The 19,860-nt window shown below is 50.7% G+C and carries 14 protein-coding genes, 4 tRNA genes and 1 pseudogene; 7 read left to right on the plus strand and 12 right to left on the minus strand.

The features are described from left to right. Positions 1 to 9: 9 nt before the first annotated feature. Positions 10 to 1,278: an efflux RND transporter periplasmic adaptor subunit gene (locus HMPREF2606_RS09440; RefSeq protein WP_070843567.1), complete on the minus strand. Its 1,269-nt coding sequence runs from the start codon at positions 1,276 to 1,278 to the stop codon at positions 10 to 12. 227 nt (positions 1,279 to 1,505) lie between these two features. On the opposite strand from HMPREF2606_RS09440, the pseudogene HMPREF2606_RS09445 reads away from it, so the two are divergent. Continuing rightward, a pseudogene (locus HMPREF2606_RS09445) lies at positions 1,506 to 2,141 on the plus strand (TetR family transcriptional regulator). Between the two features lie 64 nt (positions 2,142 to 2,205). On the opposite strand, the gene ettA reads toward HMPREF2606_RS09445, so the two are convergent. Then, positions 2,206 to 3,882 (minus strand): energy-dependent translational throttle protein EttA, encoded by a 1,677-nt coding sequence (ettA, locus tag HMPREF2606_RS09450; RefSeq protein WP_070843568.1) that lies wholly within the window; start codon positions 3,880 to 3,882, stop codon positions 2,206 to 2,208. A 342-nt stretch (positions 3,883 to 4,224) separates the two neighbouring features. On the opposite strand from ettA, the gene HMPREF2606_RS09455 reads away from it, so the two are divergent. The 3 genes from HMPREF2606_RS09455 (at position 4,225) to pgmB (ending at position 8,639) form a co-directional block, all read left to right on the plus strand. Continuing rightward, complete coding sequence (locus HMPREF2606_RS09455) at positions 4,225 to 5,580, plus strand: SLC45 family MFS transporter (RefSeq protein ID WP_070843569.1); 1,356 nt, start codon at positions 4,225 to 4,227, stop codon at positions 5,578 to 5,580. 122 nt (positions 5,581 to 5,702) lie between these two features. Next, complete coding sequence (locus tag HMPREF2606_RS09460) at positions 5,703 to 7,961, plus strand: glycoside hydrolase family 65 protein (protein ID WP_070711982.1); 2,259 nt, start codon at positions 5,703 to 5,705, stop codon at positions 7,959 to 7,961. Positions 7,962 to 7,973: 12 nt separating this feature from the next. After that, on the plus strand, positions 7,974 to 8,639 hold the full coding sequence (gene pgmB / locus HMPREF2606_RS09465; protein ID WP_070711981.1) for a beta-phosphoglucomutase: 666 nt from the start codon (positions 7,974 to 7,976) through the stop codon (positions 8,637 to 8,639). 91 nt (positions 8,640 to 8,730) lie between these two features. On the opposite strand, the gene HMPREF2606_RS09470 is transcribed toward pgmB, so the two are convergent. The 3 genes from HMPREF2606_RS09470 to HMPREF2606_RS09480 form a co-directional block, all read right to left on the minus strand. Further along, the gene (locus HMPREF2606_RS09470; RefSeq protein ID WP_070711980.1) at positions 8,731 to 9,267 is read right to left on the minus strand and encodes a YniB family protein; all 537 of its coding nucleotides are present in this window, start codon (positions 9,265 to 9,267) and stop codon (positions 8,731 to 8,733) included. Positions 9,268 to 9,477: 210 nt separating this feature from the next. Beyond that, positions 9,478 to 10,287, minus strand: coding sequence for a glutamate racemase (gene murI / locus HMPREF2606_RS09475; protein WP_049331752.1), 810 nt, complete (start codon positions 10,285 to 10,287; stop codon positions 9,478 to 9,480). A gap of 61 nt (positions 10,288 to 10,348) precedes the next feature. Beyond that, positions 10,349 to 11,578, minus strand: a complete 1,230-nt coding sequence (locus tag HMPREF2606_RS09480) for a multidrug effflux MFS transporter (RefSeq protein ID WP_070711979.1) — start codon at positions 11,576 to 11,578, stop codon at positions 10,349 to 10,351. Positions 11,579 to 11,820: 242 nt separating this feature from the next. On the opposite strand from HMPREF2606_RS09480, the gene HMPREF2606_RS09485 reads away from it, so the two are divergent. Further along, positions 11,821 to 13,350 (plus strand): helicase HerA-like domain-containing protein, encoded by a 1,530-nt coding sequence (locus HMPREF2606_RS09485; RefSeq protein ID WP_070711978.1) that lies wholly within the window; start codon positions 11,821 to 11,823, stop codon positions 13,348 to 13,350. 67 nt (positions 13,351 to 13,417) lie between these two features. Here HMPREF2606_RS09485 and HMPREF2606_RS09490 read toward each other — a convergent pair whose 3' ends face one another. From HMPREF2606_RS09490 to HMPREF2606_RS09500, 3 genes are all read right to left on the minus strand, one after another. Then, positions 13,418 to 14,773, minus strand: a complete 1,356-nt coding sequence (locus HMPREF2606_RS09490; protein WP_070711977.1) for a PFL family protein — start codon at positions 14,771 to 14,773, stop codon at positions 13,418 to 13,420. 15 nt (positions 14,774 to 14,788) lie between these two features. Further along, positions 14,789 to 15,061: an ACT domain-containing protein gene (locus HMPREF2606_RS09495; protein WP_003680574.1), complete on the minus strand. Its 273-nt coding sequence runs from the start codon at positions 15,059 to 15,061 to the stop codon at positions 14,789 to 14,791. Positions 15,062 to 15,168: 107 nt separating this feature from the next. Further along, positions 15,169 to 16,314 (minus strand): polyamine ABC transporter substrate-binding protein, encoded by a 1,146-nt coding sequence (locus tag HMPREF2606_RS09500; RefSeq protein ID WP_070583354.1) that lies wholly within the window; start codon positions 16,312 to 16,314, stop codon positions 15,169 to 15,171. A 328-nt stretch (positions 16,315 to 16,642) separates the two neighbouring features. Between HMPREF2606_RS09500 and HMPREF2606_RS09510 the strand changes: the two genes are divergently transcribed. Both HMPREF2606_RS09510 and parE read left to right on the plus strand, forming a co-directional pair. Then, positions 16,643 to 17,179, plus strand: coding sequence for an RNA pyrophosphohydrolase (locus HMPREF2606_RS09510; RefSeq protein WP_049336237.1), 537 nt, complete (start codon positions 16,643 to 16,645; stop codon positions 17,177 to 17,179). A gap of 68 nt (positions 17,180 to 17,247) precedes the next feature. Then, complete coding sequence (gene parE / locus HMPREF2606_RS09515; RefSeq protein ID WP_070711976.1) at positions 17,248 to 19,233, plus strand: DNA topoisomerase IV subunit B; 1,986 nt, start codon at positions 17,248 to 17,250, stop codon at positions 19,231 to 19,233. Positions 19,234 to 19,422: 189 nt separating this feature from the next. Here parE and HMPREF2606_RS09520 read toward each other — a convergent pair. The 4 genes from HMPREF2606_RS09520 to HMPREF2606_RS09535 form a co-directional block, all read right to left on the minus strand. After that, positions 19,423 to 19,499 (minus strand) — tRNA-Asp (locus HMPREF2606_RS09520). Between the two features lie 32 nt (positions 19,500 to 19,531). Beyond that, a tRNA-Val gene (locus HMPREF2606_RS09525) sits at positions 19,532 to 19,607 on the minus strand. A gap of 39 nt (positions 19,608 to 19,646) precedes the next feature. Continuing rightward, a tRNA-Asp gene (locus tag HMPREF2606_RS09530) sits at positions 19,647 to 19,723 on the minus strand. A 32-nt stretch (positions 19,724 to 19,755) separates the two neighbouring features. After that, positions 19,756 to 19,831, minus strand: a tRNA-Val gene (locus HMPREF2606_RS09535). Between the last annotated feature and the right edge of the window lie 29 nt (positions 19,832 to 19,860).

Consider the following 19,860-nt stretch of genomic DNA (forward strand, 5'->3'; position numbering starts at 1 on the left):
ATGCGTTCCTTATTTGGCTTCAGATGCAGCTTTAGCTTCAGGCTTGGCCTCGGATGCAGCCTGGCCGTCTGAAACTGCCAGTGTTGCCGCCGCAGCGTTTGCAGGCGGCGTCCATTCTTTCGGCGTTACCTGTTTAGCACCCGACATAGCGGCAATGCTGATGCCTTCAACAATCACTTTGTCGCCGTCTTTCAGGCCGTCTGTAATAACCCAGTTGGTACCTTGCTGTTGGGCAACGGTCACGACACGCGCTTCCATTTCACTCTTGTCATTCACCACCATCACCGTATCTTGCGAACCGCGGGTAACTGCTTGTTGCGGCACTACAAATGCATTATCTACTGCCACTTGTTCCATCAACACGCGCACATACAAGCCCGGCATCAAGATATTTCTGTCGTTAGGAATGGCGGCGCGCAAGGTAATTTGACCGGTCGTTTCGTTGACAGTCGGATCTGCAAACAACAGACGGCCTTTTTCAGGATAAACCGTACCGTCGTCAAATTTGATGTCCACTGCAATCGCGCCGTTTGCCGCCAACAATTTGCCTTCAGCAACCTGTTGACGCAGTTTCATAACCTCACTGGCAGATTGGGTAACGTTGACATACATCGGATTGGTTTGTTGGATGGTGGCCAACACGGTGGTATCGCCGGCATTCAACAGCGTACCTTCAGAAACTTTAGATTGACCGATAAAGCCGGAAATCGGCGCAGTAATGCGGGAGCGGTTCAGGCTGATACCGGCAGATTTGATGGCTGCTTGGGCAGATTTGACGCCTGCCTCTGCTGAACGCTTGGCCGTTACGGCCGCATCATATTCTTGTTGGCTGATGGCATCGGCGGCAACCAGCGGTTTGTAGCGGGCCAGGTCGGCGTTCGCTTTAGCCAAAGTCGCTTGCGCACTCGCCAACTGAGCGTGTGCGCTTTCTAAGTTTGCTTCATAAGTCGAGCTGTCGATTTGGTACAAAGGCTGACCGGCTTGCACATAGCTACCCTCTTGGAACAGGCGTTTTTGCAGAATACCGCCGACTTGGGCGCGAACTTCGGCAGTACGCAATGATTCCAGACGGCCCGGCAACTCGGTTGTCAATGCAACGGTTTCCGGATGCACAGTAATCACACGGACTTCAGGCGCAGGCTGTTTTTGCTGTTGCTGACTGCCTTGCACCTGTTGGCCGGCTGCTTTTTCATCGCCTTTGCCGCAAGCGGAAAGCGCCAACGCAGTAGCTGCTGCAATTGCCGCGACACGCATCATTTTAGAAGCATAAAGAGCCATAATTTTCCTATCTCTATAAATAAATAAAGGTTTGACTAATTAAAAATTGATTACTTTAATCTCATATTTCGCAAACAGAAATTGCCTGCTTTTATGAAAAACAGGCTGATTATATAGTGTTGAGAAACACTATCAAGTATTGAATTAAATTATACATACATTCTTGCATGTTCAGAAGTAATTTTTTATAATCCGAACCATAAATTTACATTTCCTACAAAACAATTATGAGAAGAACCAAAACCGAAGCCTTAAAAACCAAAGAATATCTCATGCTTGCCGCATTGGATACGTTTTATAAGAAAGGCATTGCCCGCACCTTGCTCAACGAAATCGCCCAAGCCGCAGGCGTAACGCGCGGCGCGCTGTATTGGCATTTCAAAAACAAAGAAGATTTGTTTGACGCCTTGTTCCAACGGATTTGCGACGACATCGAAAGCTGCATAAAAGAAGACTCGAACAACAATAACGAATAGGCTTGGTCAAGCTTCCGACTAACCCTGACCCGTTTTTTCGAGCGCCTGCAACACAACGAGCTTCACTATAAATTCCACAGCATTTTGTTTTTAAAATGCGAACACACCGAGCAAAACGAGGCGGTCATTGCCATCGCTAAAAAACACCAATCACTATGGCGTGAAAAAATTGTTGCCGTCCTGACTGATGCAGTACAACAAAAAGCGTTGGCGGATAATTTGGATATCGATATGGCAGTCATCTTCATCAAGTCTTCATTAGACGGCTTGATTTGGCGCTGGCTTTCTTCAGGTCAAGGCTTCGATTTAGCGCAAACTGCCCCACGCATGATTGAAATCATCATTGATACATTGGAAAACCATCCGCAATTAAGAAAACAATCATAAACATCAAAAATAAAAGGCCGTCTGAAACTTTGAAGTTTCAGACGGCCTTTTCATGAAAACCTGCTTAACGTGTTACCGGTTTGTAACGGATACGTTTCGGTTTTGCGCCCTCTTCGCCCAAACGGCGTTTCTTATCGGCTTCGTATTCCTGATAGTTGCCGTCGAAGAACACCCATTTAGAGTCGCCTTCGCAAGCGAGAATGTGCGTAGCGATGCGGTCGAGGAACCAGCGGTCGTGCGAAATCACCATCACGCTGCCGGCAAATTCCAGCAATGCATCTTCCAGCGCGCGTAGGGTTTCTACGTCAAGGTCGTTAGACGGTTCGTCCAACAGTAACACATTGCCGCCGCTCAACAAGGTTTTTGCCAAGTGCAAACGTCCGCGTTCACCGCCGGAAAGCTGCCCCGCGATTTTGCTTTGGTCGCTGCCTTTGAAGTTGAAACGACCCAAATATTGGCGGGCGGGGATTTCAAACTGCCCAACCTGCAAAATGTCGCGGCCTTCGGCAATGTTGTCGAACACGGTTTTGTCGTTTTGCAAACCTTCGCGGCTTTGGTCAATCAGGCTCATTTTCACGGTTTGCCCGATTTTCACTTCGCCGGAATCGGGCTGCTCTTTGCCCGCAATCATTTTGAACAGCGTCGATTTACCCGCGCCGTTCGGGCCGATGATGCCGACAATCGCGCCCGCAGGCACTTTGAAGCTCAAATCGTCAATCAGCACTTTGTCGCCAAACGATTTGGAAACATTCACAAATTCAATCACTTCGTTACCCAAACGCTCGGCGACAGGAATGAAGATTTCCTGCGTTTCATTGCGTTTTTGGTATTCGTAGTTGCTCATTTCTTCAAAACGCGCCAAACGCGCTTTGGACTTGGCTTGGCGGCCTTTGGCATTCTGGCGTACCCATTCCAATTCCTGCTTCATCGCCTTCACGCGCGCAGCTTCGGATTTCGCCTCGTTCTCCAAGCGTTTTTCTTTCTGCTCCAGCCAAGACGAGTAATTGCCTTTCCACGGGATACCGTGTCCGCGGTCGAGTTCCAAAATCCATTCGGCGGCGTTGTCCAAGAAGTAGCGGTCGTGCGTTACCGCGACCACCGTACCGGGGAAGCGCACCAAGAATTGCTCCAGCCATTCCACCGATTCCGCATCCAAGTGGTTGGTCGGCTCGTCCAGCAGCAGCATATCCGGCTTACTCAACAAGAGTTTGCACAAAGCAACGCGACGTTTTTCACCGCCGGACAAATTGCCGATTTGGGCATCCCAATCAGGCAGGCGCAGCGCGTCAGCAGCAATTTCCAATTCATGCTCTGCACCGCCGCCGGTAGATGAACCTGCCGCAATAATCGCTTCCAAGCGGCCCTGCTCTTCCGCCAGCGCGTCAAAATCCGCATCAGGATTGGCGTATTCGGCATACACTTCTTCCAAACGTTTCTGCGCCGCAGCCACTTCGCCCAAACCGCTTTCCACTTCCTCGCGCACGGTTTTCTCAGGATCAAGCTCCGGCTCTTGCGGCAGATAACCGATTTTGATGCCGCCCATCGGCACGGCTTCGCCCTCAAATTCCTTATCCACACCCGCCATAATCCGCAGCACGGTGGACTTGCCCGCGCCGTTCAAACCGAGTAGACCGATTTTCGCGCCGGGGAAGAAGGAAAGGGAAATATCTTTAATAATGGTTTTCTGCGGCGGCACAACCTTGCTCACGCGCAGCATAGAATAGACGTATTGTTGGGACATGGTTTTTCTCGATTCGGTCAAACAAATTTCAGACGGCCCATTTTAACCGATTGCTCAAATACTTGCTTGTTCAAATGCCGTCTGAAAATAGAAATCGGCATCACAATATGCAGCAAAGCCGAACCAATGCTTTCATTCTCCAAAATTTTCAACACAAAACCGTAAAAAATTTGATTTAAGCCAGTTTATCTTTGAACAAACGTTGCCAATATTCGATACGCTCCATAAAATGCGCCTATATCCTTGAAAGTACATAAACAAATAATAACGACAAAGAAACACCGCGCTAAAAACAATTTCAGATTTCCCAATACAAATACTTTTAAAATAAGGATTTGCCTCATGTCTGAACATACGCAAAAAACAACAAAACAAGGTTTGCCCTCACTGGCAAAAAGTACGATTTGGATGCTGAGCTTCGGCTATCTCGGCGTTCAGACGGCCTTTACCCTTCAAAGCTCGCAAATGAGCCGAATTTTTCAAACGCTAGGCGCTGACCCGCACAATTTGGGCTGGTTTTTCATCCTGCCGCCGCTGGCCGGTATGCTGGTTCAGCCGATTGTGGGCTACTACTCAGACCGCACTTGGATGCCGCGCCTGGGCGGCCGCCGCCTGCCCTATCTGCTTTACGGCACACTGATTGCGGTCATCGTGATGATTCTGATGCCGAACTCGGGCAGCTTCGGTTTCGGCTACGCTTCTTTGGCGGCTTTGTCGTTTGGCGCGCTGATGATTGCGCTGTTGGACGTATCCTCCAATATGGCGATGCAGCCGTTTAAGATGATGGTCGGCGACATGGTCAACGAGGAGCAGAAAAGCTACGCCTACGGCATTCAAAGTTTCTTAGCGAATACGGGCGCGGTTGTGGCGGCGATTCTGCCGTTTGTGTTCGCGTATATCGGTTTGGCGAACACGGCCGAAAAAGGCGTCGTGCCGCAGACCGTGGTCGTAGCATTCTATGTGGGCGCGGCATTGCTGATTATTACCAGTGCGTTCACGATTTTCAAAGTGAAGGAATACGACCCGGAAACCTACGCCCGCTATCACGGCATCGACGTCGCTGCGAATCAGGAAAAAGCCAACTGGTTCGAACTCTTGAAAACCGCGCCTAAAGCGTTTTGGACGGTCACTCTGGTGCAGTTTTTCTGCTGGTTCGCCTTCCAATATATGTGGACTTATTCCGCTGGCGCGATTGCGGAAAACGTCTGGCACACAACCGATGCGTCTTCCGTAGGCTATCAGGAAGCGGGCAACTGGTACGGTGTATTGGCGGCGGTGCAGTCGGTTGCGGCGGTGATTTGTTCGTTTGTATTGGCGAAAATCCCCAACCGATACCTCAAGGCGGGTTATTTCAGCTGCCTGGCTTTGGGCGCGCTCGGCTTTTTCTCCGTATTCTTCATCAGCAACCAATACGCGCTGGTGTTGTCTTACATCTTAATCGGTATTGCTTGGGCGGGCATCATCACTTATCCGCTGACGATTGTAACCAACGCCTTGTCGGGCAAGCATATGGGCACTTATTTGGGCTTGTTCAACGGCTCCATCTGTATGCCTCAGATTGTTGCTTCGCTGTTGAGCTTCATGTTGTTCCCGATGATGGGCGGTTTGCAGGCCAATATGTTCTTGGTAGGGGGCGTCGTCCTGCTGCTGGGCGCGTTTTCCGTGTTCCTGATTAAAGAAACACACGGCGGCGCATAATTTTCTTCATTTATCGGCAGGAGGGTCGTCTGAAACTTCTGCCGACGCTTTATTTGATTTAAGTAAGACGAACCGTATTTCAAAACGGTTTGCCATAAAACCATCAAAACAGGAGCTTTACGATGTATACAAGAATCATGGAAGTCAGCCCTTGGACGCTGCGTTCGGCAAAACTGGAAAAAGAACACAAACGGCTGCAAGAGAGCCTGACCAGCTTGGGCAACGGCTATATGGGTATGCGCGGCAGCTTTGAGGAAACCTACTCTGCCGACAGCCACTTGGGCACCTACATCGCCGGCGTGTGGTTCCCCGATAAAACCCGCGTCGGCTGGTGGAAAAACGGCTATCCCAAATATTTCGGCAAAGCCATCAACGCGCTCAATTTCAGCAAAGTCAAAATCTTTGTCGACGGACAGGAAGTAGACTTGGCGAAAAACGACATTGCCGACTTCTCCGTCGAACTCGATATGCAGCACGGCGTGTTGCGCCGCTCGTTCACCGTATTCGGCGTGCGTTTCGATGTGTGCAAATTCCTGTCCGTCGCGCAAAAAGAACTGGCGGTTATCCGCTGGGAAGCCGTATCTGTTGACGGCAAAACCCACCAAGTCCGCATCGATTCCATCATCGACGCCGACGTGAAAAACGAAGATTCCAACTACGAAGAAAAATTCTGGCAGGTATTGGACAAAGGCGTTTCAGACGACCGCTCCTACATTGCCACCCAAACCGTCGCCAATCCCTTCGGCGTAGAGCAATTCATCGTCAACGCCGAGCAAACCTTCGCCGGCAGCTTCAAAGCCCTCGGTGGCAGCCAAACCGACTGGCAGGTCTCCAATTCTTTCGAAGCCGAAGTCGGCAGTACGCCCGAAACTTTTGAAAAACGCGTGATTGTTACCACCAGCCGCGATTATCAGGGCTTGGAAGCGGTGAAAGCCGCAGGCCGCGCCTTGTCGGAAAAAATCGCAGGCGTTGCGTTTGAAACCTTGCTGGACGCGCACAAAGCAGGCTGGCTGCACCGTTGGGAAATCGCCGACGTAGTCATCGAAGGCAGCGACGAAGCGCAGCAGGGTATCCGCTTCAACCTGTTCCAACTGTTCTCCACCTACTACGGCGAAGACGCGCGCCTGAACATCGGCCCCAAAGGCTTTACCGGCGAAAAATACGGCGGCGCGACCTATTGGGACACCGAAGCCTACGCCGTGCCGCTCTACCTCGCACTGGCGGAACCCGAAGTTACCCGCAACCTGCTGCAATACCGCCGCAACCAACTGCCGCAGGCGCAACACAACGCGCGCGAACAGGGCTTGGCGGGCGCACTCTATCCGATGGTAACGTTTACGGGCATTGAGTGCCACAACGAATGGGAAATCACCTTCGAGGAAATCCACCGTAACGGCGCGATTCCTTACGCCATCTACAACTACACCAACTACACCGGCGACGAAAGCTATCTTGCCAAAGAAGGCTTGGAAGTCTTGGTCGAAGTGTCCCGCTTCTGGGCGGACCGCGTCCACTTCTCCAAACGCAACGGCAAATACATGATTCACGGCGTAACCGGCCCGAACGAATACGAAAACAACATCAACAACAACTGGTACACCAACACCCTCGCCGCATGGGTATTGGACTACACCCGCGAAGCCCTGGCGAAATACCCGCGTCCGGATTTGAACGTGAGTGCCGACGAGCTGGAAAAATGGGCGGACATCAGCGCCAATATGTACCGTCCGCATGACGAAGAACTCGGCGTATTCGTGCAGCACGACGGCTTCCTCGACAAAGATATCCGCCCCGTGTCCGCGCTTTCGCCCGACGATTTGCCGCTCAACCAGAAATGGTCGTGGGACAAAATCCTGCGTTCGCCCTTCATCAAACAGGCGGACGTGTTGCAAGGTATCTACTTCTTCGGCGACCGTTTCAACATGGACGAAAAACGCCGCAACTTCGACTTCTACGAACCGATGACCGTGCATGAAAGCTCGTTGTCGCCGTGTATCCACGCCATCCTTGCCGCCGAACTGGGCAAAGAAGAAAAAGCGGTGGAAATGTACCAGCGCACCGCCCGCCTGGACTTGGACAACTACAACAACGACACCGAAGACGGCCTGCACATCACCTCCATGACCGGCTCGTGGCTCGCCATCGTCCAAGGTTTCGCCCAAATGAAAACCTGGGGCGGCAAACTCAGCTTCGCACCGTTCCTGCCGAGTGCGTGGACAGGCTATGCCTTCCACATCAACTACCGAGGCCGTCTGATTAAAGTCGCCGTCGGTAAAGAAAATGTGGTCTTCACCCTGCTCAAAGGCGAGCCGCTCGATTTGCAGGTGTACGGTAAAGACATCACGCTCAACGGCAGCCACACCGTCGCGTTGGAAAAATAAGGAGGGCGCAAAATGACTTTTACCGCAGTCCTCTTTGACCTCGACGGCGTCATCACCGACACCGCCGAATACCACTACCGCGCATGGAAAAAGCTCGCCGAAGGGCTGGGCATCAGCATCGACCGCAAGTTTAACGAGCAGCTCAAAGGCGTGTCGCGCGACGATTCGCTCAAACGCATCCTCGCGCACGGCGGCAAAACCGTCGGCGAAGCCGAGTTCGCCGAACTGACCCGCCGCAAAAACGACAACTACTTGGAGATGATTCAGGCGGTCAAACCCGAAGACGTGTATCCCGGCATTTTGCCGCTGCTGGAAGCATTGAAAGCAAACGGCAAAAAAATCGCCCTCGCGTCCGCCAGTAAAAACGGTCCGTTCTTACTGGAACGCATGGGGCTGACCCACTTCTTCGACGCCGTCGCCGACCCTGCCGCCGTCGCGCATTCCAAACCCGCCCCCGACATCTTCCTCGCCGCCGCCGAGGGCGTGGGCGCGGACATCCGCCGCTGCATCGGCATTGAAGACGCCGCCGCCGGCGTAGCTGCCATCAAAGCCGCCGGCGCCTTGCCCATCGGCGTGGGCAAAGCCGAAGACTTGGGCAGCGACATCGCGCTGGTGTCCGACACCGCCGAGCTGACCTACGCCTACCTGCAAAACGTGTGGGCACAGTCGGGCAGGTAAAATATTAGGGAAGTAAAAAGGCCGTCTGAAAACCTGATTCAGGTTTTCAGACGGCCTTCATATATTACAGCTACCTTCACTCATTCCAATACTAAGACCCAAATCCTAATAGTTTAATTATAATTGCACCAATTATTGCAACTAATAATGGTGCAATATATAAATCATGAATTTTACTAGACAAAGAAATAGAGACATTATTTTCTACCTGCTTTCTATTTATATTACTTCCTTTAATAGATTCTTTAATAATTTGATCTTCAATTTGTTTATCGATAATTTTCAATCTATTTCTTAAATTAAAAGCAGATCTAATGACTGACCATGCAATAAAAAATAAAATATATATAATAAAAAACTGAATAGACTGTTTTTCTAAAAAATCAAATGGATTGACTATAGGAGAGTGTTTCCAAAAAAATTCTAAAAATGTAGTATGCTCATAGGCAAATATTGTTATTCTCTTGAAAATTTCTGAAAGGGCAGATCCAAACCTAGTTCCATCATCTAACTTAAAATAAAACATTTTTAAAATAGATATAATGGTAGAAATAGCAGACAAAAGAGAAACTAAAGCACCACACATAAATTTTATAATTACCTTACGTTTAGCATCATTATAATTCATTAAAACCTCCAAAATCCCTTACATTTAGCCTCTAAAAAACAGAGTTCCCTGAATCCTCCACAATACTACCACCTCTTAAAACTTCAAAAACCTTAACAACCTACTTTTTTAGTTGAACTAGTTCTTTCAACATATAATACTTCGTTACGGATTTAGTTAACGTTATCCTTCTTATTTTTTTACCTTTCAGACGGCCTTTAATATTTCCAATCAACCCAACGTTACCATCTCAATCTGCTCCATACTTCTACCCAAGAAGCGTTCGCCGATGGTGCGGAAACGCAGTGGGATGTCGCTGACGTAGAAGCGGTAATCCGGATTGTCGTTTTCTGTATTCAGCAAACCTGCTTGCGCTAAGGCTTTGGCGGTGGCTTCGGCGGTGGTAATGGCGGAATCGACCAAGGTAACGTTTTGTGCTTCGCGGCCGATAAGCGGTTTGAGCAGTGGGAAGTGGGTACAACCCAACACCAGCGTATCAATGTCGTCTGCCAAAAGCGGCTTCAAGTATTCGCGCACGGTCAGGCGGGTGACTTCGTGATCGAGCCATCCTTCTTCCACCAATGGCACAAGCAGGGGCGCGGCTTGTGTGCGCACCAGCGTGTCGTTGTTTTTTGAATGGATGGCGCGCGCGTAGGCATTACTGTTGACGGTGGTATTGGTCGCGATAATGCCGATTCGGTTGTTTTTGGTGGTTTGCAAAGCGGCTTCCGCACCAGCGGAGATGACGTCCAATACGGGCATATTGCCTGCTTTTTGGCGGATTTTTTGTCCGGCAACAGCGGCGATGGTGTTACACGCGATAACCAGTGCTTTGACATCGTTTTCCAGCAGGAAATCGACAATCTGCATGGCGAAGGTTTCGATGGTGGCGCGGGATTTGGTGCCGTAGGGAACGCGTGCGGTATCGCCGAAATAGATGATATTTTCCATCGGCAGGCGTTCCATCAGGGCGCGGACGTTGGTCAAGCCGCCGACGCCGGAATCGAATACGCCGATGGGGCGTTGTTTGCTGGTACTCATGGTTAATTTCTTCAATATAGTGTTGAGGCCGTCTGAAACCGTTTTTCAGACGGCCTGAAGGTTAAACATATTCTTTTTTATCGTTTTCCACCCAAGCCTGATGCGAGCAAATCCACAACAGAACGATACCGCATACGGTCGAGCTCAACATCATACCGGCCATCACCAAGGCGGAACCATTATGCAGCCAAGTCGTTGCCATGCCGACCGATGCGCCGATAAGGGATTGGAACACGCCTAAAACGGCATTTGCGCTGCCGCCCTCTGCGCTGAAATAGCTCATAAAGCAGGCCTGAGTGTTCGCTCCGACCAAGCCTTGCGTACCGACTGAAAACATCACGCATGGTACCAAAGCCCACAAAGGCGGCAGAGACAGCGACAATACCAAAACTGTCATCAGCAGATTGGCGGCAAATTGGACGATAATGCCCCATTTGAGGATATTTTGCGGATGCGTACCAGTTTTCAAACGCCATGCGGTAACGCGGTTAAACGACATCATGGTAATGATATTGAGCGCAAATATCCAAGCATATTGGTTTGGTGAAACATGATACAGGTGTTGGTACACAAACGACGATTCGGTCAAAAAGGCAAACATCGAACCGAAACTGAAAGCTTGAAAAAACAAATAGCCCATCGCGGCACGCGTTCTCAAAACGCGTTTAAACCTGCCTGCCACCACACCGAACACGTCCATGCTGATTTTGCCTTTTTGATGCGGCTTGGGCAGGAAATACCACATCAAACCCCAAAGCAGCAGCGAATAGCAGGCCAGAAAGCCGAAAATCATGCGCCAGCCACCCAAATTCTGCAAGCCTGCACCAATCATCGGCGCCATCAATGGCACAATCATCAGAATGATGCCGATTAAGGCAAACATCTGCGCGGCTTTGCGTCCGGAATAATAATCGCGCACTATCGCGCCGGAAATCACCACGGTCATCCCCGCACCAAACGCCTGCAAGGCACGCAAGTTCAATAGCTGCTCGACATTATTCACCATCGTCAAACCGACAACGGCGGCAAAGTAAATGCTCAATCCCACCAAGGCGACAGGTTTACGGCCTTTAATATCCGAAATCGAACCGCCGACCACCTGGCCAAATGCCACGCCAAACATAAAAAAGCTCAGGCTTTGCTCGATGCGGTGGATGTCCGAACCCAGCGACTTTGCCATTTCGGGAATTGCAGGCAGATAAGCATCGACAGAAAACGGCATCAGCGCGACCAACATCGCCATCAGCACGGCCATGGTTTTTTCGCCCAAAGGGGCTTGTTGTACAGTCATTCCGATTTTCGCTTTCGTAACAAACTATTCAAAAAACAAAGAAAACAACCGCCTTGTCAGACGGTTGCGTGTTGGATGGAATTATAGCAGATTTCAACCCTATCCAATCACTGCAAAAAAACCTTTGCAAAACTTAAGGCCGTCTGAAACTTTGCTTGGTTGAATCCCCCCGCTGCAAACGTTAAAATGCTTGTTTTTTAAGACAACACATTGTTTCACATCACGGATTCTAAGGAATAATCATGACTACATTTCAAATTGCGCGTGCCGACGGGAAAACGCTCGAAATCCAAGGCAAAATGGCCAACCGCCACGGCTTGATCGCCGGTGCGACCGGTACGGGTAAAACCGTTACCCTGCGCCGTATGGCGGAAGCCTTCAGCAGCGAAGGCGTCCCAGTATTCTTAGTCGATGTCAAAGGCGATTTGTCGGGCATCGCGCAAGCCGGTGCCAACAGCGGCAAAGTGGGCGAACGCATCGCCGAGTTTGATTTGGGCGAACAATGGCTGCAAAGTTTCCCCGTGCGCTTTTGGGATGTTTACGGCGAAACCGGTATTCCCGTACGCGTAACCGTTTCGGAAATGGGTCCTATGCTTTTGGCCCGTCTGATGAATCTGAACGACACGCAAGAAGGCCTGCTCAACCTTGTGTTCAAAGTTGCCGACGACAGAGGCTGGCACATTCTGGACTTGAAAGACCTGCGCAGCATGTTGAAACACGTTTCCGACCATGCTTCGGAATACCGCACGCAATACGGCAACGTTTCCGCCGCCAGTATCGGCGCGATTCAGCGTCAGCTTTTGACGCTGGAGAACGAAGGCGCAGAAAAATTCTTCGGCGAACCTTCCCTCAACCTGCAAGACTGGATGCAAACCGACAACGGCAAAGGCATCATCAACATCCTCAATTCCGAAAAACTGATGCGTTCGCCGCGTATGTACAGCGCATTTTTGCTGTGGATGCTGGCAGAATTGTTTGAAACCCTGCCCGAAGTCGGCGATTTGGACAAACCAAAATTCGTGATGTTCTTCGACGAAGCGCATTTGATGTTCGACAATGCCGCCAATGCGCTGGTCGAACAAATCGAACAAGTTGTGCGCCTGATCCGTTCCAAAGGCGTGGGCGTATATTTCGTTACCCAAAACCCGCTTGACTTACCCGATACCATTCTCGGCCAACTGGGTAACCGCGTACAACACGCCCTACGTGCCTTTACACCGCGCGACCAAAAAGCAGTCAAAGCCGCTGCCGAAACCTTCCGTAGCAACCCAAACATCAAAGTTGCCGAAGCGATTGCCGAACTCGGCGTCGGCGAAGCCCTTGTTTCCTTCCTTGATGAAAAAGGTATGCCCGAGCCGGTAGAACGCGCCCTCATCCTGCCGCCGCAATCTTCCTTAACCCCGCTTGCCGCAGAAGAGCGCAACCGTTTGTTCCAAAACGACGATTTGTATCCGACCTATAAAGACATGGTGGACAACTACTCCGCTTTTGAAGCCTTAGCCGAAGCAGACAGCCAAGCAGCCGCGGAAAAAGAAGCCGCAAATGCCGCCAAAGAGCAGGAAAAAGCACAAAAAGCCGCAGAAAAAGAAGCCACCAATGCCGATCCCGGCATCCTCGGCGGACTAATCGGCGGTTTGAGCGGCGGACGTAAAAAATCCGGCCAAGGTTTGGGCTACAACGTTGCCGACGCCATCGGCAGCCAAATCAACCGTCAAGTGACCAACGCCATTTCCCGCAGCGTAATGGGCATTATTAAAAATATGTTCAAATAATCAGCCTGCAAACACAAAAAGGCCGTCTGAAAATCAATTTCAGACGGCCTTTTATTTATCAATCCAATCAGTTTTTCATCGATTGAACCGGAGCCGGGATTCTACCGCCTCGGTTGACGAACACTTCGCATGAGCCTTCTTTGACCGGCATTACAGGCGCGTAGCCTAACAGGCCGCCGAACTCGACGCTGTCGCCGACGGTTTTTCCGGTTACCGGAATAATGCGCACGGCAGTGGTTTTGCTGTTGATCATGCCGATGGCGGCTTCGTCAGCGATGATACCGGAAATGGTATGAGCAGGCGTATCGCCGGGTACGGCAATCATATCCAAACCAACGGAGCAGACAGCGGTCATCGCTTCGAGTTTGTCCAGCGTCAGCACGCCTGCTTCGGCGGCGGCAATCATGCCTTCATCTTCGGAAACGGGGATAAACGCGCCGCTCAAACCGCCGACCGCGCTGGAAGCCATCATGCCGCCCTTTTTCACGGCATCGTTCAGCAATGCCAAGGCAGCCGTCGTGCCGTGCGTACCGCAGACGCTCAAGCCCATTTCTTCAAGGATGCGCGCCACCGAGTCGCCAACAGCGGGGGTCGGTGCCAGCGACAAATCGAGAATACCAAACGGGATATTCAACATTTTTGAGGCTTCGCGGCCGATAAGTTCGCCCACGCGGGTAATTTTGAAAGCGGTTTTCTTCACGACTTCCGCAACTTCGGTCAATGTCGTTGCATCTGAATTTTCCAATGCGGCTTTTACGACACCCGGGCCGGATACGCCGACATTGATAACGGCATCCGCTTCGCCCGAACCGTGAAACGCGCCCGCCATAAATGGGTTGTCTTCCACCGCGTTGCAGAACACGACGATTTTGGCGCAGCCGAAACCTTCGGGCGTAATTTCAGCCGTGCGTTTGATGGTTTCGCCTGCCAACTTGACCGCATCCATATTGATACCGGCGCGCGTGCTGCCGATATTGATGGAGCTGCACACGATATCGGTGGTTTTCATCGCTTCGGGAATGGAACGGATCAACACCTCATCCGAAGGCGACATGCCTTTTTGCACCAGCGCAGAAAAGCCGCCGATAAAGGACACGCCGATGGCTTTGGCAGCCTTATCCAAAGTTTGCGCCACGCTGACATAGGAATCGGCATGGGTGGCCGCCGCGATTTGGGCAATCGGCGTAACGGAAATGCGCTGATTCACAATCGGCACGCCGTATTTGGCAGACAGATATTTTGCCGTTGCTACCAAGTCCTTACCGGCAGTGGTGATTTTGTTGTAAATGTTTTGGTTCAATACATTGATATCGCTGCTGATACAGTCGTGCAGATCAATGCCGATGGTAATGGTGCGCACGTCAAAATTCTGGTCGGCCACCATTTTGACGGTTTCTAAAATCTCGCCGGATTGAATACTCATGGCTCTCCCTCCGACTTAAATACGGTGCATGGCTTGGAAAATTTCTTCGTTTTGCATACGAATATCAAGCGCGAGTTTTTTGCTCTCTTCCGCAAACAAATCCAAAACTTCTTGACGCGATTTGGTGCATTTTGAAGTGTCCACCAAAATAATCATGGTAAAAAAATCGTCCATCAGCTGTTGGCTGATGTTGAGAATATTGATTTGGTTTTCCGCTAAAATTTTGGAAACGTCGTACACAATGCCCACACGGTCTTTACCGATGACGGTGATGACTGAATTGTTCATAACGCTGTTTCTCCTCATAGGATATTTGAAAAGTGTTGACAATTATAACACTCAGGCCGTCTGAAAAACTGTTTCAGACGGCCTGAGTATTCAAATTTCAATTTTAATTATCGTCCTGCTTTCAAAGCCTGCCATAGGCGAACGCTGAGTTTGCTCGCATCGGTTGACTTGGGAGAGACGATGAAGCTTTTTTCCATCAATTCTTTACTTGGGAAAATCGATTCGTCAGAGGTGTATTTTTCATCCATCAAATCACGCGCCGGACGGCTGGCCGGAGCATAAGTCACATAGTTGCCGTTTTTGGCCGCTGTTTCTGGATTGAGCGTGTGATTGATGTATTTGTGTGCATTGGCCACATTTTGCGCATCACGCGGAATCATCAACGAATCCACCCAAATACCGACACCGCTTTTCGGCGCCAATACTTCGACTTCGACGCCGTTTCCTGCTTCTTTGGCACGGGTTTTGGCAATATTGAGGTCGCCGCCGTAGCCTACCGATACGCAAAGATTACCGGCAGCCATATCGTCGATATAGCCGGATGAGGTAAAGCGTTTGATATCGGGGCGCACTTTTTTCATCATATCGACAGCTGCTTTGATGTCATCAGGGTTTTCGCTGTTCGGATCTTTGCCCAAATAATGCAAAGCCAAAGGAACTTGCTCGATGGCGCTGTCGAAATAGCTGATGCCGCAGGATTTCAGTTTTTGGGTGTATTCAGGATTGAACACCAAATCCCATTCGTTTTCAGGCAGTTTGTCCGTACCCAAAGCCTTTTGAACCTGCTGTTTGTTAATCGCCAGCGTATTGATGCCCCAGAAATAAGGGACGGCATATTCGTTGCCTGGATCGACGGCTTCCATCATTTTCAACAAATCGGGATCGATGTTGGCGTAATCGGGGATTTGCGATTTGTCGATTTTTTGATACGCGCCGGCTTTAATCTGACGGCCGACATTGGCAATAGACGGCGCAACCAAGTCATAACCCGACTTGCCGGTCAGCAGCTTGGCTTCCAGCGCTTCATTGCTGTCGTAGTAATCGTAGCGGACATTGATATTCGTATTTTTTTCAAACGCAGACAGCGTGGCCGGATCGACATAATCCGACCAGTTGTAGATATTGAGTTTATCCGTTTGAGAGGAAGAAGTTTGAGTTTGAGATGCGGAAGATTCTGCGGCGGTTTCTTTTCCACCGCTACACGCAGTCAAGACGAGGCTCAAGATTGCCGCCGCCATCAAAGATTTTTTCATGGTTTCAGACCTTTTGTTCGGGGGGTAAAAATATTGCAGCGGTGGCGGATGCCACTTACAAAAGGGAAACTGTGGGGGCGGCCGGCATGTGTCCTTTGCCCTTGATTCAGCAAGGTTTGCATTAAACGGCAAAAAGCTTTTGAATGCAAGACCTTAAAGCAGAAAAAAATTTCATTTTTCAGACGGCCTGAAGCTATGGTTTTATTCATAAACAACATTTTTTCAGAAACAGTTTCATGCCGTCTGGAAAAAACTGTGGGCTTATTCAGACGGCCTCAAGATTTGTCAAAACCGCCCAATTTGTGGGAAAATTGCACGATTGAATTTAATGAAGGGCGACCCCGTGTTAGACAGAGAAGGCTATCGCCCCAATGTCGGTATTATCCTGATTAACGAACGTAACGAAGTCTTTTGGGGCAAACGCGTACGCGAACATTCATGGCAGTTTCCGCAAGGCGGCATCAAGCCGGGCGAAAGTCCTGAGACCGCCATGTACCGCGAATTGTACGAAGAAGTCGGCCTGTTGCCGCAACACATCAAAATCGTTGGCCGTACGCGCGACTGGTTGCGTTATGACGTGCCCAGCCACTGGGTGCGGCGCGAATGGCGCGGTTCGTATCGCGGACAAAAACAAATTTGGTATCTTTTGCGTTTGGTCGGCCGCGACAGCGACGTCAACCTCCGCGCCTGCCACCATCCTGAGTTTGACGGCTGGCGCTGGCACCAATACTGGGCGCCGGTTGACGAAGTCATCGATTTCAAGCGCGGCGTGTATTTGGACGCATTGACCGAACTCTCCCGTTTCTTGCGCGGTATAGAAAGCTATGAAGACTTTATCCGTCGCAATCCAATAGAAAACCTATAACCCAAACGCTTTCAGGCCGTCTGAAAGCGTTGTTTTTCATCCTTTCAGACGGCCTTTACATTATTCCTATGGCTAAAAACAATCAATACAGCGAATCCAGCATTACCGTCCTCAAAGGCTTGGAGCCGGTCAAAGAACGTCCCGGCATGTACACTCGTACCGACAGCCCGACCCATATCTGTCAGGAAGTGATTGATAACGCGGCGGATGAGGCATTGGGCGGTTTCGCGACTGAAATCGATGTGCAAATTCATGAAGACGGTTCGCTTTCCGTCCGTGATAACGGCCGCGGCATTCCCGTCGGCCTGCACCCTGAAGAAGGCGTACCCGTAGTCGAACTCGTATTCACCCGTCTGCACGCAGGCGGCAAGTTCAACAAAAAAGACGGCGGCAGCGCGTATGCCTTTTCAGGCGGTCTGCACGGCGTCGGCGTATCTGTTACCAACGCCCTTTCCACCCGCCTTGAAGTAACGGTCAAACGTGAAGGCAAAGTCCACCGCATCGTCTTTTCCGGTGGCGACGTCATTGAGCCATTGACTGAAGTGGGCAAATGCGCCGTCAAAGACAGCGGTACCGAAGTGCGCGTGTGGCCGGACGGCAAATATTTTGAAAGCCCGAATTACAGTATTCCCGAACTCGAACGCCTGCTACGCGCCAAAGCCGTATTACTGCCGGGCGTACGCGTTTCCCTGACTCGTCCGGTCAAAGGCGAAGACGAAGCGCATACCCAAACTTGGCACTATCCAGACGGCCTGAAAAGCTATCTGACCGACCTGATTGCCGACGCTCAGGAAGCCGTACCTATCTTCTCCTGCGAAAACTACATTTCAGACGGCCACAACGGCGATTTCAGCATTGGCGAAGGTGCAGCATTTGCCCTGACTTGGCTGGAAGAAGGCTCATGCGCCAACGAAAGCTATGTCAACCTCATCCCCACCCCATTAGGCGGGACGCATGAAGCAGGCTTAAAACAAGCCGTGTTCAACGCCGTCAACAACTTCATCAATCTACACAACCTTTTACCACGCGGCGTAAAAGTACAAAGCGACGACGTGTTCAGTAAAACCGCCTTCGTCCTCTCTGCCCGCGTCCTCGACCCTCAGTTCCAAGGTCAAACCAAAGACAAGCTGACCAACCGCGATGCGCTGAAACTCGTTGCCACTGTATCGGGCGACCCTTTGGAATTGTGGCTAAACCAAAACGTGGACTACGGCAAAAAAATCGCCGAACTCGCCATCCGTCAGGCACAAGCGCGGATGCGTTCGGTTAAAAAGATTGAAAAGAAAAAAGGCAGCGGCGTCGCTGTCTTACCCGGCAAACTGACCGACTGCGAAAGTGAAGACATCCGCGAAAACGAACTCTTCCTTGTCGAAGGCGATTCCGCCGGCGGCTCAGCCAAACTTGCCCGCGACAAAGCCACGCAGGCCATCTTGCCCCTGCGCGGCAAAGTGCTTAATAGCTTTGAAGTCCACCCCGACCAACTCTTCGGTAACGCTGAAATCCATGATATTTCCGTTGCCATCGGCGTTGATCCGCACGGCATCAACGACAATCCCGACTTAAGCGGCCTGCGCTACGGCAAAATCGCCATCCTGTCCGATGCCGACGTAGACGGTTCGCATATTCAGGTCTTGCTGTTGACCCTGTTCTACCGCCACTTCCCCAAACTGGTCGCCGACGGACACATCTACGTCGCCCAGCCACCGCTGTTCCGCGTTGATGTCAACGCACAAGGCAAAAGCAGACCTGCCCGCAAATTCTACGCACTCGACCAAAACGAACTCGACAGCATTTTGGAGCGACTGCAAAAAGAAGGCGTTAAAGAAACTGCTTATTCCATCAGCCGTTTCAAAGGCTTGGGCGAGATGAACCCCGACCAGCTCAAAGATACCACCATGCACCCCGACACCCGCCGCCTGTTGCAGGTACAAATCCCAGAAGGCGCAGATGACGAAACACGCGATATTTTCGTCAAACTGATGGGTAAAGGCGAAGCCGCAGCCCGCCGCGCATGGATGGAAAAAGAAGGCGATACGGCAGAATTGGATATTTAATCTATTGTTTCAATAGACTAAAGGCCGTCTGAAACTTTAAAAGTTTCAGACGGCCTTTTTTCAATCATCAGAATTTAAGGTTAAACAGTATTTCAATACCCTGTTACTTACCTGTTTCTATTTTCGCAGCTTAATAGTGTCTTTAAGAAAAATAAAAAAGCACTGATATAATCAGTGCTTTTTAAATAATGGCGCGGTGGACGGGGCTCGAACCCGCGACCCCCGGCGTGACAGGCCGGTACTCTAACCAACTGAGCTACCACCGCGCATCCATTGTCAGGGACAATGAAAAGGAAAGTGGTGGGTGATGACGGAGTCGAACCGCCGACATTCTGCTTGTAAGGCAGACGCTCTACCAACTGAGCTAATCACCCGAAAAAGGGAGATACTGAGGAATCAGCATTTCTAAATAATGGCGCGGCGGACGGGGCTCGAACCCGCGACCCCCGGCGTGACAGGCCGGTACTCTAACCAACTGAGCTACCACCGCGCATCCACTGTCAAAGACAATGAAAGGAAACTTGGTGGGTGATGACGGAGTCGAACCGCCGACATTCTGCTTGTAAGGCAGACGCTCTACCAACTGAGCTAATCACCCATGCACAAAATTGCGAAGACGCTATTAAA

The sequence above is a fragment of the Neisseria sp. HMSC070H10 genome (genome assembly GCF_001837635.1).
In the GTDB taxonomy this organism is placed as follows: Bacteria; Pseudomonadota; Gammaproteobacteria; order Burkholderiales; family Neisseriaceae; genus Neisseria; species Neisseria subflava_A.

Excerpts from the sequence above, each read along its gene's own strand:
- HMPREF2606_RS09440 (WP_070843567.1), bottom strand. The coding sequence starts at position 1,278 with ATGGCTCTTTATGCTTCTAAAATGATGCGTGTCGCGGCAATTGCAGCA.
- ettA (WP_070843568.1), bottom strand. The coding sequence starts at position 3,882 with ATGTCCCAACAATACGTCTATTCTATGCTGCGCGTGAGCAAGGTTGTG.
- HMPREF2606_RS09455 (WP_070843569.1), top strand. The coding sequence starts at position 4,225 with ATGTCTGAACATACGCAAAAAACAACAAAACAAGGTTTGCCCTCACTG.
- HMPREF2606_RS09460 (WP_070711982.1), top strand. The coding sequence starts at position 5,703 with ATGTATACAAGAATCATGGAAGTCAGCCCTTGGACGCTGCGTTCGGCA.
- pgmB (WP_070711981.1), top strand. The coding sequence starts at position 7,974 with ATGACTTTTACCGCAGTCCTCTTTGACCTCGACGGCGTCATCACCGAC.
- HMPREF2606_RS09470 (WP_070711980.1), bottom strand. The coding sequence starts at position 9,267 with ATGAATTATAATGATGCTAAACGTAAGGTAATTATAAAATTTATGTGT.
- murI (WP_049331752.1), bottom strand. The coding sequence starts at position 10,287 with ATGAGTACCAGCAAACAACGCCCCATCGGCGTATTCGATTCCGGCGTC.
- HMPREF2606_RS09480 (WP_070711979.1), bottom strand. The coding sequence starts at position 11,578 with ATGACTGTACAACAAGCCCCTTTGGGCGAAAAAACCATGGCCGTGCTG.
- HMPREF2606_RS09485 (WP_070711978.1), top strand. The coding sequence starts at position 11,821 with ATGACTACATTTCAAATTGCGCGTGCCGACGGGAAAACGCTCGAAATC.
- HMPREF2606_RS09490 (WP_070711977.1), bottom strand. The coding sequence starts at position 14,773 with ATGAGTATTCAATCCGGCGAGATTTTAGAAACCGTCAAAATGGTGGCC.
- HMPREF2606_RS09495 (WP_003680574.1), bottom strand. The coding sequence starts at position 15,061 with ATGAACAATTCAGTCATCACCGTCATCGGTAAAGACCGTGTGGGCATT.
- HMPREF2606_RS09500 (WP_070583354.1), bottom strand. The coding sequence starts at position 16,314 with ATGAAAAAATCTTTGATGGCGGCGGCAATCTTGAGCCTCGTCTTGACT.
- HMPREF2606_RS09510 (WP_049336237.1), top strand. The coding sequence starts at position 16,643 with ATGAAGGGCGACCCCGTGTTAGACAGAGAAGGCTATCGCCCCAATGTC.
- parE (WP_070711976.1), top strand. The coding sequence starts at position 17,248 with ATGGCTAAAAACAATCAATACAGCGAATCCAGCATTACCGTCCTCAAA.